This is a genomic window from Prevotella herbatica (assembly GCF_017347605.1).
Classification (GTDB): Bacteria; Bacteroidota; Bacteroidia; order Bacteroidales; family Bacteroidaceae; genus Prevotella; species Prevotella herbatica.
The window spans coordinates 1,038,597-1,060,000 of the sequence record NZ_AP024484.1 but is presented as its reverse complement, the minus strand read 5'-3'; the positions used below and the strand labels follow the sequence as shown (position 1 = coordinate 1,060,000).

Sequence of the window (21,404 nt, the reverse complement as noted above, 5' to 3'; positions counted from 1 at the left end):
TAAAAAGCGCAATGCTACATGACTACGAAAAGAGTAGAGCAGAGCATGTGAAACTGTTTCAAAATTATATGCATCGCACATCACTGTATCTTGGGGAAGATAAATATTCTGACTTAACAACAGATGAGCGTTTGATAAATTTTGAAAAGCATGATGATAATTGGCTTGTATCAACATATTTCACGTTTGGAAGATATCTTCTTATATGTTGTTCACAGCCTGGAGGTCAAGCCGCAAATTTACAAGGTATCTGGAATGATAAGTTGGAACCAGCATGGGATTCTAAATATACAACCAATATCAATCTGGAAATGAACTATTGGCCAGCAGAACCAACAAACCTAACAGAATTAAACGAGCCTCTTTTCAGATTGATAAAAGAAGTCAGTAAGACGGGAACCGTTTCTGCACGTACAATGTATGATAAAGACGGATGGGTGTTGCATCACAATACGGATATCTGGCGCATAACAGGAGCCGTTGACCATGCTACAAGCGGAATGTGGATGACAGGTGGTGCATGGGTATGCTCACACTTATGGCAGCATTATCTATATACCGGTGACAGAGAATTTCTGAAAGCAGCGTATCCAATCATGAAGGGAGCCGCAAAATTTCTGGATGAGATGTTAATAAAAGAGCCAGAGCATGGATGGTTAGTAATCTCTCCTGCGGTTTCTCCAGAGAACTCTCATCCTTCCCCAGATGGCATGCTTCCAATAACATACGGAACAACAATGGATAATGAGTTGATTTATGAATTATTCAATAATGTTGTTGCTGCCTCAAATGTGTTATCTGAAGATTCAGACCTTGCAAAGCACTATACTGAAAGATTGAAACTGTTGTCGCCAATACAGATAGGACATTGGGGACAGTTGCAGGAATGGATTAAAGACTGGGATGATCCTAGTGATAATCATCGCCATGTAAGTCATCTATATGGACTTTTTCCAGGAACACAGATATCTCCATATCGTACACCTGAATTGCTTGAAGCCGCACGTACATCACTTATTCATCGTGGAGATCCAAGTACTGGTTGGAGTATGGGATGGAAAGTATGTTTATGGGCACGATTGTTAGATGGTAATCATGCTTATAAGTTGATACATAATCAATTATCGCTGACTGATGACAGATTTCTAGCCTATGGAAATGTAAAGAAGAAAGGTGGAACATATAGAAATCTTTTTGATGCACATCCACCGTTCCAGATAGACGGTAATTTTGGATGTACAGCAGGAATCGCTGAAATGTTGATGCAGAGTCATGATGGATGCGTTGCGTTGCTTCCAGCATTACCAGATGTATGGAAAGAACAGGGAACAGTAAAAGGATTAAAAACACGTGGTGGTTTTGAAATCATCACAATGTCGTGGCGTAAAGGTAAGTTGACAAGTCTAGTCGTTAAATCTGAACTTGGAGGAAACCTCCGTCTAAGATTAAATGCACCGATAAAATCATTGCACAAAGCTAGAGGAAAGAATATAAATCCTTTCTTTGCAAATTATCCTGCAGCACAGCTGATAAATAATTCAGATGCAAAGCAAAGTAAGATAAGTCTTCCAAAGACCTATCTATATGATATAAATACAGAAAAAGGACAAATAATTAGAATATTATGAAAAAGAAAATATTATCGATGTGTCTGTTATTAGGATTGGCAACGATAATGGGGCATGCCCAAAAACCGTGGGATAACGGAAGACTAGTGATTTCTTCTAATAACCGCTACCTACAGTTTGAAAACGGTAGACCATTTTTTTGGCTAGGTGATACAGGTTGGCTTGTTCCACAACATCTTGATAGAGCTGAAGTAGAATACTATTTCAACAAATGCCGCAGAGCAGGATATAATATGGTACAGATTCAGGTAATGGATGCTGTTCCGTCATATAACATATACGGACAGCAGTCGTTGCCTTATGGATGGGACTTTACGAAAGCCGATCCAGAAGGAGTGTATTCGTATTGGGATCATTTGGATTATATCGTTCGTAAAGCAGAACAAAACGGAATATACATCGGTATGGTAGCTATATGGGGCTCACAGGTACAGGCTGGAAATATCAATGCCGAACAAGCTAAAGCTTATGGAAAGTTTCTTGCCGAGAGATATAAGAATAGTCCGAACATAATATGGATAATGGGAGGCGACATACAAGGCGATATACATCCTGAAGTATGGAACGCTCTTGCTACATCAATAAAAAGCATAGACAATAAGCATCTCATGACATATCATCCACGTGGAAGATACACTTCAGCCAAATGGTGGAGTAAAGCTTCGTGGATGGATTTCCATACATTCCAGAGTGGGCACCGCAAATACGGTCAGCGCATGGGGAATAAAGACTATCCAATTCCTGACAGTACAGAGGAAGACAATTGGATGTATGTGGATTTAACATGGGCGTACAAACCAATAAAGCCCGTTCTTGATGATGAACCTAGTTACGAGGATATACCAAAGGGACTTCATGACGCAAATGAGGCTCGTTGGCAGGATTATGATGTGCGTCGTTATGCATATTGGAGCGTATTTGCAGGAAGTTGCGGACACACATACGGACACAATGCTATTATGCAGATGCTCAAACCTGGTTATCCTACTGGTTACGGAAGTGACGGAACAGTAAAAGCATGGTATCAAGGACTTGAGGATCCAGGTTACAATCAGATGCAATATCTTATTGATCTGATGTTGTCATTTCCTTATTTTGACAGAATACCCGACCAGAGTATTATCGCTGGCAAGAATGGAGTAAAATATGACAGACTTATTGCTACACGAGGTAAAGATTATCTGATGGTATATAATTATAACAGTGATGAGATGAAAATAGACCTAAGAAAAATATCGGGTAAGAAAAAACTTCTATGGTGGTTTAATCCTTCTGACGGTGCTATATCTTTTATCGGGACTGCTGATAATAAAATCATAACAGTGTCACCTCAGATAGAGAAGACCGATAAAATTAATGATAGGGTACTTATAGCTATAGATGCAGATAAGAACTATCTATCACGTGAACAGACAAAAATATTAAATCAACGTCTGGCTGACAAAAAACGAAATCTGAACGAATAAATGAAAAGACTACTATACATATTCATAGTTATAATGTTGCCGTTGCAAATGGTTGCGGCAAACATCGGAGTATATGATATAAGGACCGAAAATCTGAAGAATCCAGAAGGCATTGATATCACAACTCCTAGATTCTCATGGAAAATATCTTCTGACGGTAGTAATGTCGTACAGACAGGTTATCAGATTATAGTGGCTTCATCGCCAGAAAAACTAGATGAAGTCAAGGCTGATTTATGGAATTCAGGAAAGGTAGAATCAGCCAATCAACTATGGATAGAGTATAGAGGTCAGGCGTTGAAAAGCAACGACGAGGCTTTTTGGAGAGTGCGCGTGTTTACAAATAAAGGTAAAAGCGAGTGGAGCCAAGTACAACATTTTGGTATGGCTCTGTTGGGTGAAAACAGATGGAAAGGTCAGTGGATAGGATTGGAAGAACTTCAACCCGGTGAGCAGCGTGGACTTCATACCAGACTTGCTGTAAGATACTTGCGAAAAGAATTCAAAACCAAGAAGACTGTGCGCCGTGCAATGGCTTATGTTGCAGGATTAGGTCTTTATGATTTCTACGTAAACGGAAAACAGATAGGAGATAATCAGGTATTGAAACCAGTACTGTCAGATTATCGTAAAACGGTATATTACAATACTTTCGATATCACACATTATATACAGTCTGATAATGCAATAGGTATATCTTTGGCAGCAGGCAGATATTTCCCTATGCGCCAGGAGAAGTATTATAAGTCTCCTGTATTTGGATTGCCAAAATGTAGAATAAACATCCTTGTTGAATATCAGGATGGAACAACGGAAACATGGGCAACAGATCAGAGTTGGAAGTTAAGTTTCAATGGTCCGATACGTAATACAAATGAATATGACGGTGAGGAATATGATGCCCGTATGGAAATGTCTGGATGGAATACTGTTGGATATGATGATTCAAAATGGATAAATGCCATCAGAGCAGCCGTGCCTGAAGGTGAACTGCGTGCACAGATGACACCTTGTATGGTGGAGCAAAGATACGGAAATCCAATATCAATCACGAAAGTCAATGGTAAGTATATTCTCGACTTCGGACAGAATATGGCTGGTTGGATTGGATTCATTCCACGTGGAGAAAAAGGTGATTCTATAAAGGTGAGATATGCTGAGAAACTTAATCAGGACGGAAGTATTTATACCGCCAATCTGCGAAATGCCAATTCCACGGATATATATGTATGCAATGGTAAGGAACAAGGAAATATATGGAAACCAACTTTTGTATATCATGGTTTCAGGTATGCTGAAGTAAGCAATGTGGCAACAGCAAAGAAAGAAGATTTTACTGCATTTACTGTTGGCGACGATATGCAGGCAACAGGCGAATTGACAACATCTGATACAATTCTTAATAAGGTCATCCATAATGCATTTTGGGGAATAAAAAGTAATTATAAAGGTATGCCAGTAGACTGTCCACAAAGAAACGAGCGTCAACCATGGTTGGGTGATCGCACTGTGGGATGTCTTGGCGAAAGTTACCTGTTTGATAACGAATGTCTTTATGCCAAGTGGATGCATGATTTAAGTGATGGAGTACGCTATGACGGAGCAATGTCTAATGTAACGCCAGCATTCTGGAACTATTATGAAGACAATATGACTTGGCCTGCTGTTTTTCCGTTTGCATGTGATATGCTGTATGAACAGTATGGTAATTCGCAACCGATAATTAATTCATATCCTTCGATCAAAAAATGGCTGATGTACATGCTGAATGAATATGAAACAGACGGAATAATAACAAAGGATAAATATGGCGATTGGTGTGTCCCACCAGAGAAATTACAGCTCATACATAGTGAAGATCCTTCGCGCAACACAAATGGACAACTCATATCTACAGCTTACGGCGTAAGGATTTTGCAGCTTATGGAGAAGTTTGCCAAGTTGCAGAATATGAACGAAGATGCCAAACTTTGGGAGAGTAAACGCAAGGAAATGACAGATGCGTTCAATCATAAGTTCCTTACAGTAAAGCGTGGTACATCTCTACGTCCTGGACATGTATTATATCCAGACAGTGTATTCTATGGTAATAACACAGCAACAGCAAATCTTCTTCCTTTAGCTTTTGGTATTGTTCCAGATAGCATAAAGGCAGAAGTCGTAAAAAATGTAGTTACGAATATAATATCAGTTGGTGATGGTCATGTCACATGTGGCGTTATTGGTATCAGTTGGCTTTTAAGATCACTTTCCGACAATGGTTTCTCAGATGTTGCATATCTTTTAGCAACCAACAAGACATACCCTTCTTGGGGATATATGGCTGAAAACGGAGCGACGACAATTTGGGAACTATGGAATGGTGACAAGGCAGATGCAAAGATGAATTCTGGAAACCACGTAATGTTGCTTGGTGACTTGCTGACATGGTGTTATAAATATCTTGGAGGAATCAGTCAGTCTGGAAATAGTGTCGCATATAAACACATCATCTTGAAACCTTCTTTCGATATACAGAATTGCTTTAATGTAAATGCTTCATACGAAACACCATACGGAAAAGTTGTGAGTAAATGGGATAAGACATTACAGAAATTACATTGGAATGTAGAAATACCAGTAAATACAACTGCTACACTATATATGCCAAATGGCAAAACAGAGGAAGTTGGATCGGGTAGATATTCTTTTAATATCGAAATTCCAACTCGCAACACAGCAATCATAAAAGATGAATTCCTATATGATAATGCTACATTCCCAGAAGCTCATGCTTCAACAATAACAGAACTAAAAAACGGTGATTTAGTCGCATCATATTTTGGTGGAACAAAAGAACGTAATCCGGATGTATGTATCTGGGTCAGCAGAAAACCAAAGGGTGCTGATAAATGGGAAGCTCCTATAATGGCTGGTGACGGAGTGTTTCAGTTGGGAACGGCTGATGCTGAATTAGCAGGAGTAGATGCAAAGACAACACCAGCTTCTGCGGGACCAATAAAGTATCGTAAGGTTGCAATGTCTGGAACATTGAAGCGCAAAGCTTGTTGGAACCCTGTGTTGTTTACAATGCCAGACGGAGATATATGGCTTTTCTATAAAGTCGGTGCTACAGTAGACGACTGGACAGGTTGGCTCGTGAAGTCACGAGACGGTGGAAAGACATGGACAGAAAGAGAACCTTTGCCTAAAGGATTCATCGGACCTGTGAAGAATAAGCCAGAATTGATTAACGGCAGACTGATATGCGGTTCGAGCACAGAGAAAAACGGATGGCGCTTTCATGTTGAAATACTCGATTTAAAAACAGGTAAATGGAAATATGTTGGAATTGTAGATGCTGAAAAGACTGCACGTACTGACGATGTCGTTACGGCAAGCAATATGACAAATCCAGTATATAAAGAAGGAAAAGGACCAGAATATATATATAGTATACAACCATCTATATTAAAACTTAAAGACGGTCGCCTACAAGTTCTTATGCGTACTCATAACGCTAAGTTGGCTACATCTTTCAGTTCAGACAATGGAGATACATGGAGTAAAGTTACTTTGACGGATGTTCCGAATAATCAAAGTGGAACAGATGCCGTTACGCTTAAAGACGGTCGTCATGTTCTGATATACAATGATTTTGAAACCATACCTAGTACAAAGAAAGGACCACGCACTCCTTTAAGCATTGCAATATCCGACGACGGAACTCATTGGCGTCATGTGCTAACACTTGAGGACAGTCCTGTTAGTCAGTATTCATACCCTGCAATAATTCAGGGAAAGGACGGAAATCTGCATTGTGTATATACATGGAGAAGACAACTCATCGCTTATAAAAAAATAGACTTGAGCAAGCTCAAATAAATTTATGAAAAGATTAAATACTATACTCATCATACTTATGTTGTGTGCTTATTCACAGGCGCACTCTATTAAAATAGTAACCACTTCTAAAGCAAATTCCAGAGTGGAATATGCTGCCGAGTATATCAAAAAGAAATTGTCGGTATTGGGATATACTTTTCCTAATCATGGAAACGATTATAAAATATATCTCAGATTAGCAACTGATACTACAGGACTAAAGAAAGAAGGTTTTAGAATCACTTCTGCAAAAAAACGTATCTTTATTGACGGATATGATGGTTCAGGAGTGATATATGGATGTAATGAGCTTGCAGAGTATGCAGCGCTGCATCATAATCTCAACATAGGCAATATTCAGCAAAATCCAGAAATGGTTTTGCGTGGTTCATGTGTAGGATTGCAAAAGACCGTATATCTCCCCGGACATCAGGTATATGAATATCCATATACACCCGAAAACTTTCCATGGTTTTATGATAAAAAACAATGGATAGAATATCTTGATATGCTTGTAGACAACAAGATGAATTCATTGTATTTATGGAATGGTCATCCTTTTGCTTCATTGGTGAAACTCAAAGACTATCCTTTTGCTTTAGAAGTAGATGAAGAGACCTTCAAAAAGAATGAAGAAATATACTCTTTCCTTACCCATGAAGCTGACAAAAGGGGAATATTTGTTATACAAATGTTTTATAATATTATCTTATCAAAGCCTTTTGCCGACCATTATGGATTGAAAACGCAAGACAGACATCGCCCTATAACTCCATTGATAAGTGACTATACACGCAAAAGTATAGCAGCCTTTATTCAGAAATATCCAAATGTAGGACTTCTTGTATGTCTTGGTGAGGCGATGGATACTTATGACGATGATGTGGAATGGATGACGAAGACTATTATACCAGGAGTGAAAGATGGATTAAAGGCTCTTGGACGTAATGATGAACCGCCTATATTGTTGCGTGCCCACGATACAGATTGTAAAGCTGTAATGCAAGCTTCGCTTCCTCTATATAAGAATCTGTACACAATGCACAAATACAATGGTGAATCCCTCACTACATACGAACCACGAGGACCTTGGGCAAAGATACATACAGATTTAGCTGCTTTAGGAACAACGCATATAAGCAATGTTCATATACTAGCCAATCTTGAACCTTGGCGTTGGTCGTCACCGTCTTTTGTTCAAAAGGCTGTTATGGCTATGCATGATGTTCACCATGCAAACGCTTTGCATCTTTATCCTCAGGCTAGTTATTGGGATTGGCCATATACAGCCGACAAGTTGCCTGATGGACTTCGTGAAAGGCAATTGGATCGTGACTGGATGTGGTATAAGACTTGGGGACGTTATGCATGGAACTGCAGACGCAATGTAATTGAGGAAGGACATTATTGGGATGATGTGCTGTCAGCATATTATTGCAGTGACAACAAGAGCGTTGCTGACAGTATACGTAAGGCGTATGATGAAAGTGGAGAGATTGCTCCAAAGTTGTTAAGACGTTTTGGAATAACAGAAGGAAATCGTCAGACATTACTTCTTGGTATGATGATGAGTCAGTTGGTTAATCCTTATAAATATACTATATACCCAGGATTCTATGAGAGTTGTGGACCTGAGGGCGAGAAACTTATAGAATATGTTGAGAAGGAATGGAAACACGAACCGCATATAGGTGAACTTCCTCTTGATATAGTTGCCCAAACTGAAGCTCATGGCGACAAGGCTGTTGCTGCGATTGATGCCGTTGCTGATAAAGTTACAGAACATAAAGATGAGTTTAATCGCTTGCGTAATGATATGCACTGTTATAAGGAGTTTGCATGGTCGTTTGGTTTCAAGGTTAAAGCAGCACAGCATGTGTTAAACTATAAATGGGGAAAAGACATCAACCAACTTGATACCGCAGTGGTATTGTTGGAAAAGAGCGTGATGCATTATAAAAAGCTTGTTAATTTGACTAAAGATACATATCTATATGCCAACTCAATGCAGACTGCACAACGTCGTATTCCGATAGGAGGTGACAATGGAAAGATGAAGCATTGGCAGGAGCTGTTACCACAGTATCAACTGGAACTGAATAATCTGAAAAAGAATATAGCAATGCTCAAAGATATTTCAAAAGGTAAATATCATACTGTTGCCATGGCTGTAAAACCTTTACATCCAGCTAATGTCACTTTACCGCACGATGTGAAAACAGTCAAGATTGCTAAGGGAGTGCGTCTGTTCTCTGATATGGATAGTGTCGTTACTGATTTCGCTTCAGAGCTAAAGGGTATGAATGCCTATGTGCTGAACAGTAAACAGCAGCGTGATAGTGCTACAAAGATAGAATTTAAGTGTGATACTCCTGTACATCTTCTTGTAGGTTATTTCCGTGACGACCAGATGAAGTATGCAAGTGCTCCAAAACTAGAGATTGACGCTACAGCTAATGACTATGGACAGGCAGAACCAATGATAACCTCGGCAATACTTATAGACGGTATGCCACAGGTAAATCTTCATAAATATGATTTCAATGCAGGAAGTCATACTTTATTGTTGCCAAAAGGTATTCTTTTGGTTCTTGGATATACGTCAGAAAATATACAGCAACGTGATGCCGGACTGTCTGGAACAGATAAGGCGATAGATTGGTTGTTTTATTAAAAAGATGAAGAGCTATGAGATATAGATTGTTTTTTGTCTTATTATTCTTTACTGCCAAGCTCTTTGCCAATGACGGTTTTACTCCTGTTCAGATGCAGTGTCTGTATGAACAGGTGAAGACGTCATATAAATACGGAATGGCAGTAGTTCCAAAAGACAACTATCATAAAATAGACTGTCCTACCGTTTTTCGTAATAATGGGAAATGGTATATGACTTATGTTGTTTACAATGGTAAGGATGGACTTGACGGTCGTGGATATGAAACATGGTTGGCTGAATCAGATGATTTGCTTCATTGGAAAACTTCAGGTCGATTGCTGTCATATAAAAATATGGGATGGGATATGAATCAGCGTGGAGGATTTCCTTCTCTTATAGACTGGACTTGGAACGGCTCTTACGAAATAAAGAAATATCACGGGCGATATTGGATGACCTATATTGGAGGACATGGCACTGGATATGAAGCCGTGAAAGAGCCTTTGAATATAGGATTGGCATGGACAAAGAATGATATATCTGTTGCACATGAATGGAACTCTGCTGACAAACCGCTTATGAGCATTCATGATAAGGATGCGCAATGGTGGGAGAAATTGGTACAATATAAAAGTACTGTATATGAAGATAAGTCACGAACACTTGGAAAGCGATTTGTGATGTTTTATAATGCAGGTGGAATTAATCCTGCCAACAATCTTAAAGCTGAGCGCATAGGTATAGCCTTGTCTGATAATATGAAGAAATGGCAACGCTATGCAGGTAATCCTGTCTATTATCATGAGTCACCAGGCATCATAACAGGTGATGCGCAGATCGTAAAGATGGATAGTCTTTATGTGATGTTCTACTTCTCGGCTTATAACCCTACGCGTAAATATAATGCTTTCAATACGTTTGCTGTAAGTCGCAATCTTGTTGACTGGCAGGATTGGAACGGTGAAGATCTTATATATCCGTCAAAGCCTTATGATGAAATGTTTGCACATAAAAGCTATGTCATAAAGCATGATGGGGTAGTATATCATTTTTATTGTGCCGTAAACAAAGCCGGACAACGTGGTATTGCTGTTGCAACAAGTGTACCGATCGGGCGCTCTGATGTTAATTTTCCCGAAGTAGAAAACAATTCACGTAGAAAGATAATAAGTCTTGATAAGTCATGGTATGTAAAGTTTACTCACACAAATGCCGATTCTATAACTTCGCTTATTCCTGAAACAAAAGTCTGTCTGCCAAATAATCTTGATGATTATTACGGTTATAGACAATTGAAACATGGAAACCTGCATGGAAGTGCAGTTTATCACAGAAATATAAAGGTTGACAAAAGCGAAGGAAAACGCTATTTTCTAGAATTGCAAGGTGTCGGAACTTATGCCACTTTAGTTGTAAATGGTTATCGTTATCCAAAAGAACTTGTTGGACGAACTGTATTTACTGAAGATATTACCCAACAGCTGCATGATGGTAATAATGAATTACGCATAGAGGTAGATCATCCCGAATATATAAAAGATAGTCCATGGGTATGCGGAGGCTGTTCTTCTGAATGGGGATTCTCTGAAGGTAGTCAGCCATTTGGTATCTTCCGTCCTGTTTCGTTGATTGAAACAGACGACGTACGTATAGAACCGTTTGGAGTCCACGTATGGAATAATGCCAATTGCGATTCTGTATTTATTGATACCGAAATAAAGAATTACGGAAATAAGAAGGTAGACATCGAACTCGTAAACAAAATGAATATGGCAAGTGGAAAAACATATTTCCGATTGTCAGAAAATACAGTTCTTGCTCCTGGAGAAACGAAGGTTATACGTCAGTATGCAAAGATTTCAAACCCTGAATTATGGAGTTTAGATAGTCCTTATCTTTATAATCTTGCGTCAATGATAAAGCGTGAAGGCAATACTGTCGACGAAGTCTCTACACCTTATGGCATAAGATCTATCAGCTGGCCCGTTCACAGAAAAGATAATGCACATAAAGGACAATTTCTATTGAACGGCAAACCTGTGTTTATAAACGGTACTTGTGATTATGAGCATTTGTTTGGGCAAAGTCATGCGTTCTCAAATGAGCAGATCGCATCACGTGTAAAGATGATGAGACAGGCAGGATTCAATGCCTTCCGTGAGGCTCATCAACCGCATAATCTTTATTATCAGGAATTAATGGACCGTGATGGTATGTTATTCTGGAGTCAGTTCTCTGCTCATATATGGTATGACACAGATGCTTTCAGAAGTAATTTCAAGAAGATGCTCATACGTTATATCAAGGAACGTCGCAATTCTCCAAGTATCATATTGTGGGGATTACAAAATGAAAGTGCTCTTCCAAAGAATTTTACTGAAGAGTGTTCTGCTATCATTCGTGAAATGGATCCTACATGTCGTGATCAACGTGCTATAACAACATGCAATGGTGGAGAGGGTACTGATTGGAACGTAATACAAAACTGGAGTGGAACTTATGGTGGAAATCCTGATAATTACGCTAAAGAACTAAAGCTGCCGTCTCAGTTACTGAATGGAGAATATGGAGCTTGGCGTACGCTTGGACTTCATGGAGATGAACGCTATTCAGAAGAATCGTTTACAAAACTATTGGCAAAGAAAGCAACTTTGGCAGAAAGTGTGAAGGATAGTGTATGTGGTCATTTTCAATGGATATTCGTTTCGCACGAAAATCCAGGACGTGTACAACCAGATGAATCAGTAAGACGTATTGATAAGGTTGGACCTTTTAATTATAAAGGTTTGTTTTCTCCGTGGGAACAACCAACTGAGGCTTTCTATTGGTATAGAAATCATTATGCTAAGGCTGAAGTTGATACAGTGACCCCAACAGCTGCTGATAGGAATGTTGATATATTAAAACCAGCTGATGGTTATTCATATATGTTTCGTGTAAACTGTGGCGGTGATGCTTATGTTGATTCCTATGGCAATGCTTGGAGTCAGGATAACTCAAAATATTCAGAATCATGGTCATCACAGTTTGGCTTGAATCCTTTTATGGCAAGTCAGGGACATATAACATCAAAAATACATGGAACCAATGATGCTGATTTATTCAGTTATTTCAGATGGGGACGCCATAAGTTGAAGTATCATTTTAAAGTTGATGATGACAGCATCTATCGAATAGAACTCTATTTTGCAGAACCTTGGCTTGGCGCTAGATATGGGGCTGCAATAGATTGTGAGGGTGAAAGAATATTTGATGTAGCCGTAAACGATTCTGTTGTTGTTGATGATGTTGATTTATGGGCTGAGGCTGGTTATGCCGGAGCATATAAACGCATTGTATATGCTAGGGCTTTAAATCATCAGTTGACGATAAGCTTTCCCGAAGTTAAAGCTGGACAAGCTGTGGTTTCAGCAATAGCTGTAGCATGTAACGGAGGTAAAGCCAAAAGTTTTGATTACAGTTCAGCGCTGCCTTCCAACTATTGGCATAGTCTGGATAATGATACTATTGCTAAGTATCCAAAAGCGTTGTTGCCTAAAGATACAGAGACATTCCCTACCGTAAAATATAACAGTGTGGGAAAAGGCGAGTGGATTATAACTCCGGGGGTGGCAAGGGAATATGCTCTTAGATTTCGTTATCGCAATATGACAGCTAAGTCTATTATAGCACGATTGACAATAGTTGATAATAAAGGCATTGTTGTTCATGCAAGTGATATCACATTCCCAACAACTCCCGCAAAGTTCAGAATACTTTCTACAACTACGGGAACTCAGATTAATGCAGGAAAGTATCGTATAATTATATCAAATGCCAAAGGTGTTGATTTTGAAACTCTAGAAATACAATGAAACATATAATATTCTCACTTCTGTTTTTAATAAGTCTCCCGATTTCAGCAAACGATTGGGAGAATAATCACGTGTTACAGATAAATCGTGAACCAGCTCGTGCAGCGTTTATGCCTTTTACATTACATAAAGGTGATAGTGAAATATCGCTCAACGGCAAGTGGAAATTCAGATGGACTAAAACTCCTGATGAACGTATTTTAAATTTCTATTCACCTCAGTATGATTGTACTGATTGGAAAGATATTGACGTCCCTGCAAACTGGGAAGTAAACGGATATGGTACACCGATATATATATCTTCAGGATATCCTTTTAAGATAGATCCTCCTTATGTGATGAAAGAACCAAAGCATAATTGGACAACTTTCAGTGAGCGTAATCCTACAGGACAATATCGCCGTACTTTCATTATTCCTGATAACGGACAGTCAGCACGTCGCTATTATATTCGTTTTGATGGTGTACAGTCTGCTTTCTATCTTTGGATAAATGGGCGTAAGGTTGGATATTCTCAGGGATCTATGGAACCTTCTGAATTTGACATCACCAGTTATGTTAATAAAGGAGCCAATGACATTGCGGTTGAGGTGTATAAGTATAGTGATGCAAGCTATTTGGAAGATCAGGATTTCTGGCGCTTTGGTGGTATTCAGCGCAGCGTAACTATATTTTCAACTCCGGATGTGCAGTTGCGTGACTATGCCGTAAGGACTGTTGCTGTAGATTCTAGTTTCAGTAAATTTGAATTGCAGATCAATCCAAAACTACGTGTATTTGATAATGAGACAGGTGCCGGATACAAGGTAAAGGCTATACTTTCTGATGAAAAAGGTGGTAGTGTTGTTCAGTTAACTGCTGATGTGTCAGACATTCTAGATATAGACCATAAGGCTGCAAATATGAATGAATGGTTTCCACAGCGAGGTAGAAGCAAGTTTGCTCGTATGTCGGCTGTTGTGAATAATCCACATCTTTGGACATCAGAAACACCTTATCTCTATAATCTACGACTTCAGCTTGTTGATTCTTTGGGTAATGTTATTCAGCAAACCGAACAGAAACTTGGTTTCAGGGATTATAAGATAAAGGATGGAATGCTTTTGGTAAATGGTAAGCAAGTGAGACTGCGTGGTGTAAACAGGCACGAACATGACCCAAAACTTGCACGTGTAATGACAGAGCAACGCATGCAGCAGGATATAAAACTTATGAAAGCAGCAAATATAAATGCTGTCCGAACTAGTCATTATCCAAACGTATCACGTTGGTATGAATTGTGTGACAGTGCAGGCATTTATGTTATGGATGAGGCTGATTGCGAAACTCATGGACTTCGTGGAACTCTTACTTCTTCTCCCGATTGGACTGAGGCTTTCCTTGACCGTGCTATTAGAATGGGGGAGAGAGACAAAAACTATACATGCATTGTTTTTTGGAGTCTGGGAAATGAGAGTGGGTTTGGTGTTAATCATGCAACGATGGCTGGTTGGCTTCATGAATTTGATCCTACACGATTTGTTCATTACGAAGGTGCCCAGGGATATGATGGCAATCCTGATCCTGCATGTGTAGATGTCGTGAGTCGTTTTTATCCTCGCGTGATGCAGGAATATCTTAATCCTGGTATTCCTGTAGGTGCCGATAAGGAGAGAGCTGAGAATGCACGATGGGAAAGACTTCTTGAAATCGCTGAAAAAACAAATGATAACCGACCAGTACTTACTAGTGAGTATGCTCATTGCATGGGTAATGCACTAGGTAATTTCAGTGAGTATTGGGATGAGATATATAGTAACAGACGAATGCTAGGTGGTTTCGTCTGGGATTGGGTTGACCAAGGTATATATTCAAAAGATAAAGGCATCCTATATGGTGGTGACTTTGGAGATACACCTAATCTGAAGGCTTTTTGTCTAAATGGCGTTGTGTTTGCTGATCGTTCTACATCATCCAAATATGAGGAACTTAAATATGTCTATTCTCCTGTACGCTTTAGCAGACATGGTGATTCCATATTCGTAGTAAACAGATGTTCGCATCTTTCTCTTTCTGCATTTAAAGCTTCATATAGAATTATGGAGAATGGGTATGAAAGCAGACATGGTTCACTCTTCTTACCTGATGTAATGCCTGGAGACAGCGCAGTGATTGGGCAGGCTTCAAAATATAGTTGTCATTCAGATGATGATAATAGATTGGATATAGACGTATTTGATCGTAATGGAAACAATGTTATAACATATCAGACAGCATTACATGATAATCTTGTGAGTGCGGCTGGTAAGATACAACGAGAACGTAAACTTGTGCGTAAGTCAATCAAGGACTGTGGTTTTAATGTAATTCCGAATTTCTATCGTGCTCCGACAGACAATGATACTGGCTTTGGAAATTGGTTAGCAAAAGATTGGAAAAATAATAGACTTGATTCACCTACAGTCTGCAAAATAAATGATGAGATAACTGAATATCGTTATCCAAAGGGTAAGATCGTGGTTACGCAATCTGCCGATAGTTTGCGTTTTGACTGTAAAGGTGATCTACCGGAATTGCCTTGTCTCGGTATTGTCATAAAGTTACCATGTGATTATGAACAGTTATCATGGTATGGTCGTGGACCTTGGGACAATTATCCCGATCGTAAACACTCTTCTGTTGTTGGTTTGTGGAAAAGTAATGTTACAAATCAGTATACTCACTATCCACGCCCTCAGGACAATGGTAATCATGAGGATTGTTCAATGGTGCAGTTAAAAAGTTCTGATGGCCGTATCTTTAGAATAGAAGCCGATGATGCTCCTTTTAGTTTCTCGGCTTTGCATTATTCTGATATTGATATTGCCACAGCAGCACATGACTATCAACTCAAACCATCGAAATATACTTATCTCAAGATAAACTGTGCTGTATTGGGATTAGGTAATGGTAGCTGCGGACCAGGAGTATTGAAGAAATATTCTATTGACAGAACGAAAAGCCATACTTTTAAATTCCGTATGTACATGAGATAATCAACAGACTATAATATGCTGATATAACAGGCAGTTTTGTGTTAATATATGTTTTGAAATTGAAAATTTAACTGCAGTTAGTTTTTACTTGTTGGGAATTAGCTTATCTTTGCGCCATAATTTTGATATTAATATGGATAATAGTAAAAGCAGTTTGAGTAGTCGCTTTACAATGATGGGACTACTTGTAACTCTCGGTATTGTATTCGGTGATATAGGAACGTCCCCACTTTATGTAATGAAAACCATTATAAGGGCGAATCCTGCTTACGATGCCAATTTCATTATAGGTGCTGTTTCTTGCATTATTTGGACCTTAACACTCCAGACTACACTAAAGTATGTTGTTGTTGCGCTTCGTGCCGACAACCATGGAGAGGGAGGCATCTTGGCTCTTTATGCTCTTTTGCATAAATACCGTTGGAAAAGTCTTTATGTTGTAGCCATTATCGGTGCAGCTACGCTTGTTGCCGATGGTATTATCACGCCAGCTATTACCGTTACATCTGCCATAGAGGGATTGGAGGTTATCAATCCGTCAACACCTGTGCTGCCGATTTGTATTGGTATCATCTCTGTTTTGTTCTTGATACAGCGCTTTGGTACAAGTGTTATCGGCCGTTCTTTCGGTCCAATAATGTTTTTTTGGTTCTTGATGTTGGGTATTGTCGGTTCAATGAATATTCATTATGACTTAGCAATATTCAAAGCTTTTAATCCATATTATGCTATTCATGTTTTAGTGGCATATCCAGAGACTAGTCTTATTCTTGGTGCAGTGTTCCTTTGTACTACTGGAGCTGAGGCTCTTTATTCAGATCTTGGACATTGTGGTCGCAAGAATATCCGCATTAGTTGGATATATGTTAAAGCGATGCTCATACTCAATTATCTTGGTCAAGGTGCTTGGGCTATAAGTATGATAGGTCATAACATGAATACAATAAATCCTTTTTATGCGATCATACCAAAAGATTTTCTTGTCTTTTCAATAGTAATGGCTACTATGGCGGCTGTCATAGCTAGTCAGGCTCTTATAAGTGGCTGTTATACCATCTTCAGTGAGGCTATAAATCTAAACTTCTGGCCACGTCTAAAGATTAAGCACCCAACGAATGTTAAGGGGCAGATATATATACCGTTGGTAAACAATTTCCTTTTTTGTTTCTGTGTATTCACGTTGCTATTGTTCCAGACTTCAGATAATATGGAGGCAGCTTATGGATTGTCTATAACGATAACTATGTTGATGACAACAATCCTTCTCGGTGTATATCTGTGGCATGGAAATGTAACGAGGATATTTGCCATACCTTTTTTGGTGGTATTCATGGCAATAGAGAGTTGCTTCCTTTTGGCAAATGTAGCCAAATTCATGCGTGGAGGTTGGTTTACTATTCTCATAGCTAGTTTCTTCTTCGTTATAATGATGGTATGGTATAAGGCTTATAAGACTCGTCAGCGTAATCTGAAACTTGTTAAGATAAAGGATTACTTACCTATAATAAAGGATTTGAAAGCGGATACGACCATTGCTAAATATGCCTCTAACCTAGTGTTTATTAACTGGGCACAAAAGGAAGATGAAGTTGAGGATAAACTAATATATTCCATATTGCGGAAGCAACCTAAGCGTGCCGACCATTATTGGTTGATACATCTTGATATGGTTGACGAACCTCAGACGTTGGAATATACAGTAGATACATTGCTTGAGGATACTGTTTTTAATATCCGTATTAAGATAGGCTTCCGTGTCCAACCGTTTGTTAGTCAGTTCCTACGTCAGATAATAAATGACATGACCAAGCGTCAGGAGGTAAGCATTGCTAGTGGATATCCGTCATTGCGTAAGCATGGCATACTTGGTGACTTCTGTTTTGTAGTCATTCATCGTATTTTCTATCCAGCAAGTAGTGTGAGTGCATTTGAGCAGTTCGTTATGAACCTATATGCTCTCGCTCGTCACATGGCAATTCCTGAGCAGCATTGGTTGGGCTTGGATACCAGTAATGTTGTTGTAGAGAATGTTCCGCTTATAATAAACCGCAACTGTCAACAAAAAATAGTAAGGATTGAAGAATAATGTTTCGATCCTTACTATTTTAGAGTATAGTATATTTTCCGTTATAGTTAAATAAGACTAAATTATTTATTATTATTTGGTTTATATTATAAACCTGTTTATATTTGCGTTGTGATATAACAGTTTGGCGATAGTTCGCCTTTCTTTTTATCATATATGGTTTACTATATAAACCGTTTTATATCGTTTAATTATAAAGACTACAGACATGAAAAGATTTATTTTATCAGTTTTGGTATTCGTAGGAGTATCGTGTTTTACTAATGCTGCCGACCTTACTATTTCAATAAATGGTATACGTAACAACAAAGGAAAAGTACTTATTATGATTAAATCTGTTGGTAAAGATGCTACATTTCAGAAGATGAAAGAGATTACAAATGACTCATGTAATTTCGTTTTCAAAGATATAGAAAATGGTACATACAAGCTATCTGCTTTTCATGATGAGAATGGCAACTATACTATTGATAAGGACGAAAAAGGTATTCCTACAGAAGGATTTGTTTTGAAAACAATTACAGTTAGTAACTCTGATACTTCAATTCACGAAGATATAAAATTAAAACTATTCTATCCGTTAACAATAAAACAATAAAATTATGAAAAATCATCTATTAATTGGACTCGTTATTTGTACATTACCTTGCAATGCACAAAAAGATTCTACGAAAATGACAAAGTTCAACAACGAACCGATACAACTTAAGGAAGTTGTTGTTAAATCACAGAAGATAATAAGTAAAGCAGATAAAATAATTAAAATCATCTCTATCAATGATAATAAAAATGGCGAAGAGCTCTTTCGACAGACTCCAAGTATAGCGTTGAATGGCAAAGACATAACGATTAATGGTTGCAGTGGTACAAAAGTATTTATTAATGATCGAGAAATCAGACTCACAGGAGATAATCTCATATCTTATATCCGTAGTCTAAGTTCCAAGGATATAGCGAGTATTGAGGTTTTACCAGTTGCAGGAGCAAGTTATGATGCAGACGCAAAGGGCGGAATCATTAAGATTAAACTCAGACGTAAATTCACAGATGATTATCAAGGTAACATAGCCATGAAAGGAATGGCTTCAGATAAAAGCTTTGCAATGCGTCCTTCATATTCTTTTAATATGCATCAACACAAATGGGACTTTTATACATTTGGTTCTGGTTCGTGGACCACACATGACAGAGGTTCTATATTGGCAACACGTTTTTATAGAGACAATAAAAACAATTATTCAAGTATTGGTGATATAAATACACCCGCTAATAATCAGAATATATGTGCAGGTGCATTTTATGAGATTGATTCATTAAGAACAATAGGTGCTGAAGTAGGATATTTTCATGATTATACAGATATGAATACAACTAGTAATTCTTATCTGACATATAATGATAATATACAAAATAGCGATGCACAATATTCCCAAAGAATGAAATTCAACATTCTTTCTGGTTCAGTAAATTATCAAAGAAAATTTGACAACAAAGGTTCTTTGCTAAAAGTAATGGTTGATTATGTTAATAAGAAATCCGTAAATAAAAATTTATATAATCTTTTATTTTTATGGAACAACCGAGACTCTACTTACAGAAGTAATCTTTCTTCGACATACAACATCGCATCCACTGATATTTCTTACAAGAAAGTATTAACAGAGCGGACAGCATTACTTACAGGAATAAAGTTTACGACGACGCAAATGAACAATGACAATTGTTACCAATCGCTTGTTGATAGTAAATGGAACGATGTGTTAGCATATAATTACTCTTCAAAGTATAAAGAGTATATATATGCTGCTTATGCAGAAGTCAATACAGAGATTAAACAATGGCAACTCATCGCAGGAATAAGAGCGGAAAACGCTAAGACAACAAATCATAATGTTAATATGAAGAAAGACTATTCTAATATATACCCTCATCTTGTTCTTGGATATTCCTTTGACGAAATGAAAAGATGGATGATTTCTATGAGATATGCAAGACAAATAGAACGACCTGCTTTTGATGCACTTAACCCAAACCGTATAGAGTTGTCGCAATATTCATATCAGATAGGTAATCCAGATCTTAAGCCTTCATATATAAACAGAGTAAGTGCAACACTGATACATAATTATAAATATACACTAACATTAGGATGTGAGTTATATACTGACTTAATAAGGGAATTTACAAAACAAGATCCGAAAGATAATAATGTTTCTTATGTAACTTTCGAGAATCACAACCATGAGAATCATTGGTTTGTAAACATAAATGCTCCTTTTCAATTAGGAAAGTTAATTGATTTGAATACAAACTTAACGGTGGTAAGGCAATGTATACAAATGACAGCAAAAGATAGTTATAGCAATCACAACCTTGTATTTTTTAACTGTGTTGCAAACTTTAATCTACCTAATAAATACTATGCTGAAGTAGAGTATACTATGCACAATCGCTTATACTCTGGTAATAGTTCGATAAAAACAAGTAATAGCATAAACGTAAAACTAAAAAAGACAATTGCCAAAGATAAAATATTGTTGACCGCAGGAATAGATAATATTCTAAACGAATCTGCCAGATATCAATCAGAACTTAGTGAATACTCACTTCAAAGCAGACATTTCATGGGGTCGACAGGTAGGCTAATAAGTTTATCGTTAGCTTATAATTTTAATAGAGGTAATAAAATAAAGGTACGCAGAGTGGAAAATAGTTCCACCGATGATCGTGCAAGAATGTCAAATAAACGATGATTATTTACAATAATATCTAATAAAAAGATAGCCTGAAGAACTATTTTACAGAACTTTTTATAATTTTGCAAATAAATATAAGA

At 38.0% G+C, this 21,404-nt stretch carries 9 protein-coding genes (1 of these 9 only partly in view); all 9 read left to right on the top strand.

Features of this window, described 5'->3' with window-relative positions:
* Positions 1 to 1,628 carry the 3' portion of a glycosyl hydrolase family 95 catalytic domain-containing protein gene (locus tag prwr041_RS03880; RefSeq protein WP_207155053.1) on the top strand. The gene continues 844 nt to the left of window position 1, outside the view, so 1,628 of the gene's 2,472 nt are visible here — the last part of the coding sequence; its start codon lies beyond the left edge, outside the window; the stop codon is at positions 1,626 to 1,628.
* Complete coding sequence (locus prwr041_RS03875; protein WP_207155052.1) at positions 1,625 to 3,094, top strand: glycoside hydrolase family 140 protein; 1,470 nt, start codon at positions 1,625 to 1,627, stop codon at positions 3,092 to 3,094. Before prwr041_RS03880 ends, prwr041_RS03875 begins: the two co-directional genes overlap by 4 nt.
* A complete protein-coding gene (locus tag prwr041_RS03870) occupies positions 3,095 to 6,958 on the top strand; it encodes a family 78 glycoside hydrolase catalytic domain (RefSeq protein ID WP_207155051.1) in 3,864 nt (1,287 codons plus the stop codon). It abuts the gene before it with no gap.
* Between the two features lie 4 nt (positions 6,959 to 6,962).
* A complete protein-coding gene (locus tag prwr041_RS03865; protein ID WP_207155049.1) occupies positions 6,963 to 9,632 on the top strand; it encodes an alpha-d-galacturonidase in 2,670 nt (889 codons plus the stop codon).
* A 14-nt stretch (positions 9,633 to 9,646) separates the two neighbouring features.
* Positions 9,647 to 13,468 (top strand): malectin domain-containing carbohydrate-binding protein, encoded by a 3,822-nt coding sequence (locus prwr041_RS03860; protein ID WP_207155048.1) that lies wholly within the window; start codon positions 9,647 to 9,649, stop codon positions 13,466 to 13,468.
* The gene (locus prwr041_RS03855) at positions 13,465 to 16,482 is read left to right on the top strand and encodes a glycoside hydrolase family 2 TIM barrel-domain containing protein (protein ID WP_207155047.1); all 3,018 of its coding nucleotides are present in this window, start codon (positions 13,465 to 13,467) and stop codon (positions 16,480 to 16,482) included. The genes prwr041_RS03860 and prwr041_RS03855 overlap by 4 nt, the downstream gene beginning before the upstream one ends.
* 133 nt (positions 16,483 to 16,615) lie before the next feature.
* Entirely contained in the window at positions 16,616 to 18,568 is a 1,953-nt protein-coding gene (locus prwr041_RS03850; protein ID WP_207155046.1) for a KUP/HAK/KT family potassium transporter, read from the top strand.
* Positions 18,569 to 18,776: 208 nt separating this feature from the next.
* Positions 18,777 to 19,166, top strand: coding sequence for a DUF2141 domain-containing protein (locus tag prwr041_RS03845; RefSeq protein ID WP_207155045.1), 390 nt, complete (start codon positions 18,777 to 18,779; stop codon positions 19,164 to 19,166).
* 4 nt (positions 19,167 to 19,170) lie between these two features.
* Entirely contained in the window at positions 19,171 to 21,321 is a 2,151-nt protein-coding gene (locus tag prwr041_RS03840; protein ID WP_207155044.1) for an outer membrane beta-barrel protein, read from the top strand.
* Positions 21,322 to 21,404 lie beyond the last annotated feature (83 nt).

Bases quoted from the DNA above. Each gene is read 5' to 3' on its own strand.
- prwr041_RS03840 (WP_207155044.1), top strand. From the start codon at position 19,171: ATGAAAAATCATCTATTAATTGGACTCGTTATTTGTACATTACCTTGC.
- prwr041_RS03875 (WP_207155052.1), top strand. From the start codon at position 1,625: ATGAAAAAGAAAATATTATCGATGTGTCTGTTATTAGGATTGGCAACG.
- prwr041_RS03845 (WP_207155045.1), top strand. From the start codon at position 18,777: ATGAAAAGATTTATTTTATCAGTTTTGGTATTCGTAGGAGTATCGTGT.
- prwr041_RS03860 (WP_207155048.1), top strand. From the start codon at position 9,647: ATGAGATATAGATTGTTTTTTGTCTTATTATTCTTTACTGCCAAGCTC.
- prwr041_RS03850 (WP_207155046.1), top strand. From the start codon at position 16,616: ATGGATAATAGTAAAAGCAGTTTGAGTAGTCGCTTTACAATGATGGGA.
- prwr041_RS03855 (WP_207155047.1), top strand. From the start codon at position 13,465: ATGAAACATATAATATTCTCACTTCTGTTTTTAATAAGTCTCCCGATT.
- prwr041_RS03870 (WP_207155051.1), top strand. From the start codon at position 3,095: ATGAAAAGACTACTATACATATTCATAGTTATAATGTTGCCGTTGCAA.
- prwr041_RS03865 (WP_207155049.1), top strand. From the start codon at position 6,963: ATGAAAAGATTAAATACTATACTCATCATACTTATGTTGTGTGCTTAT.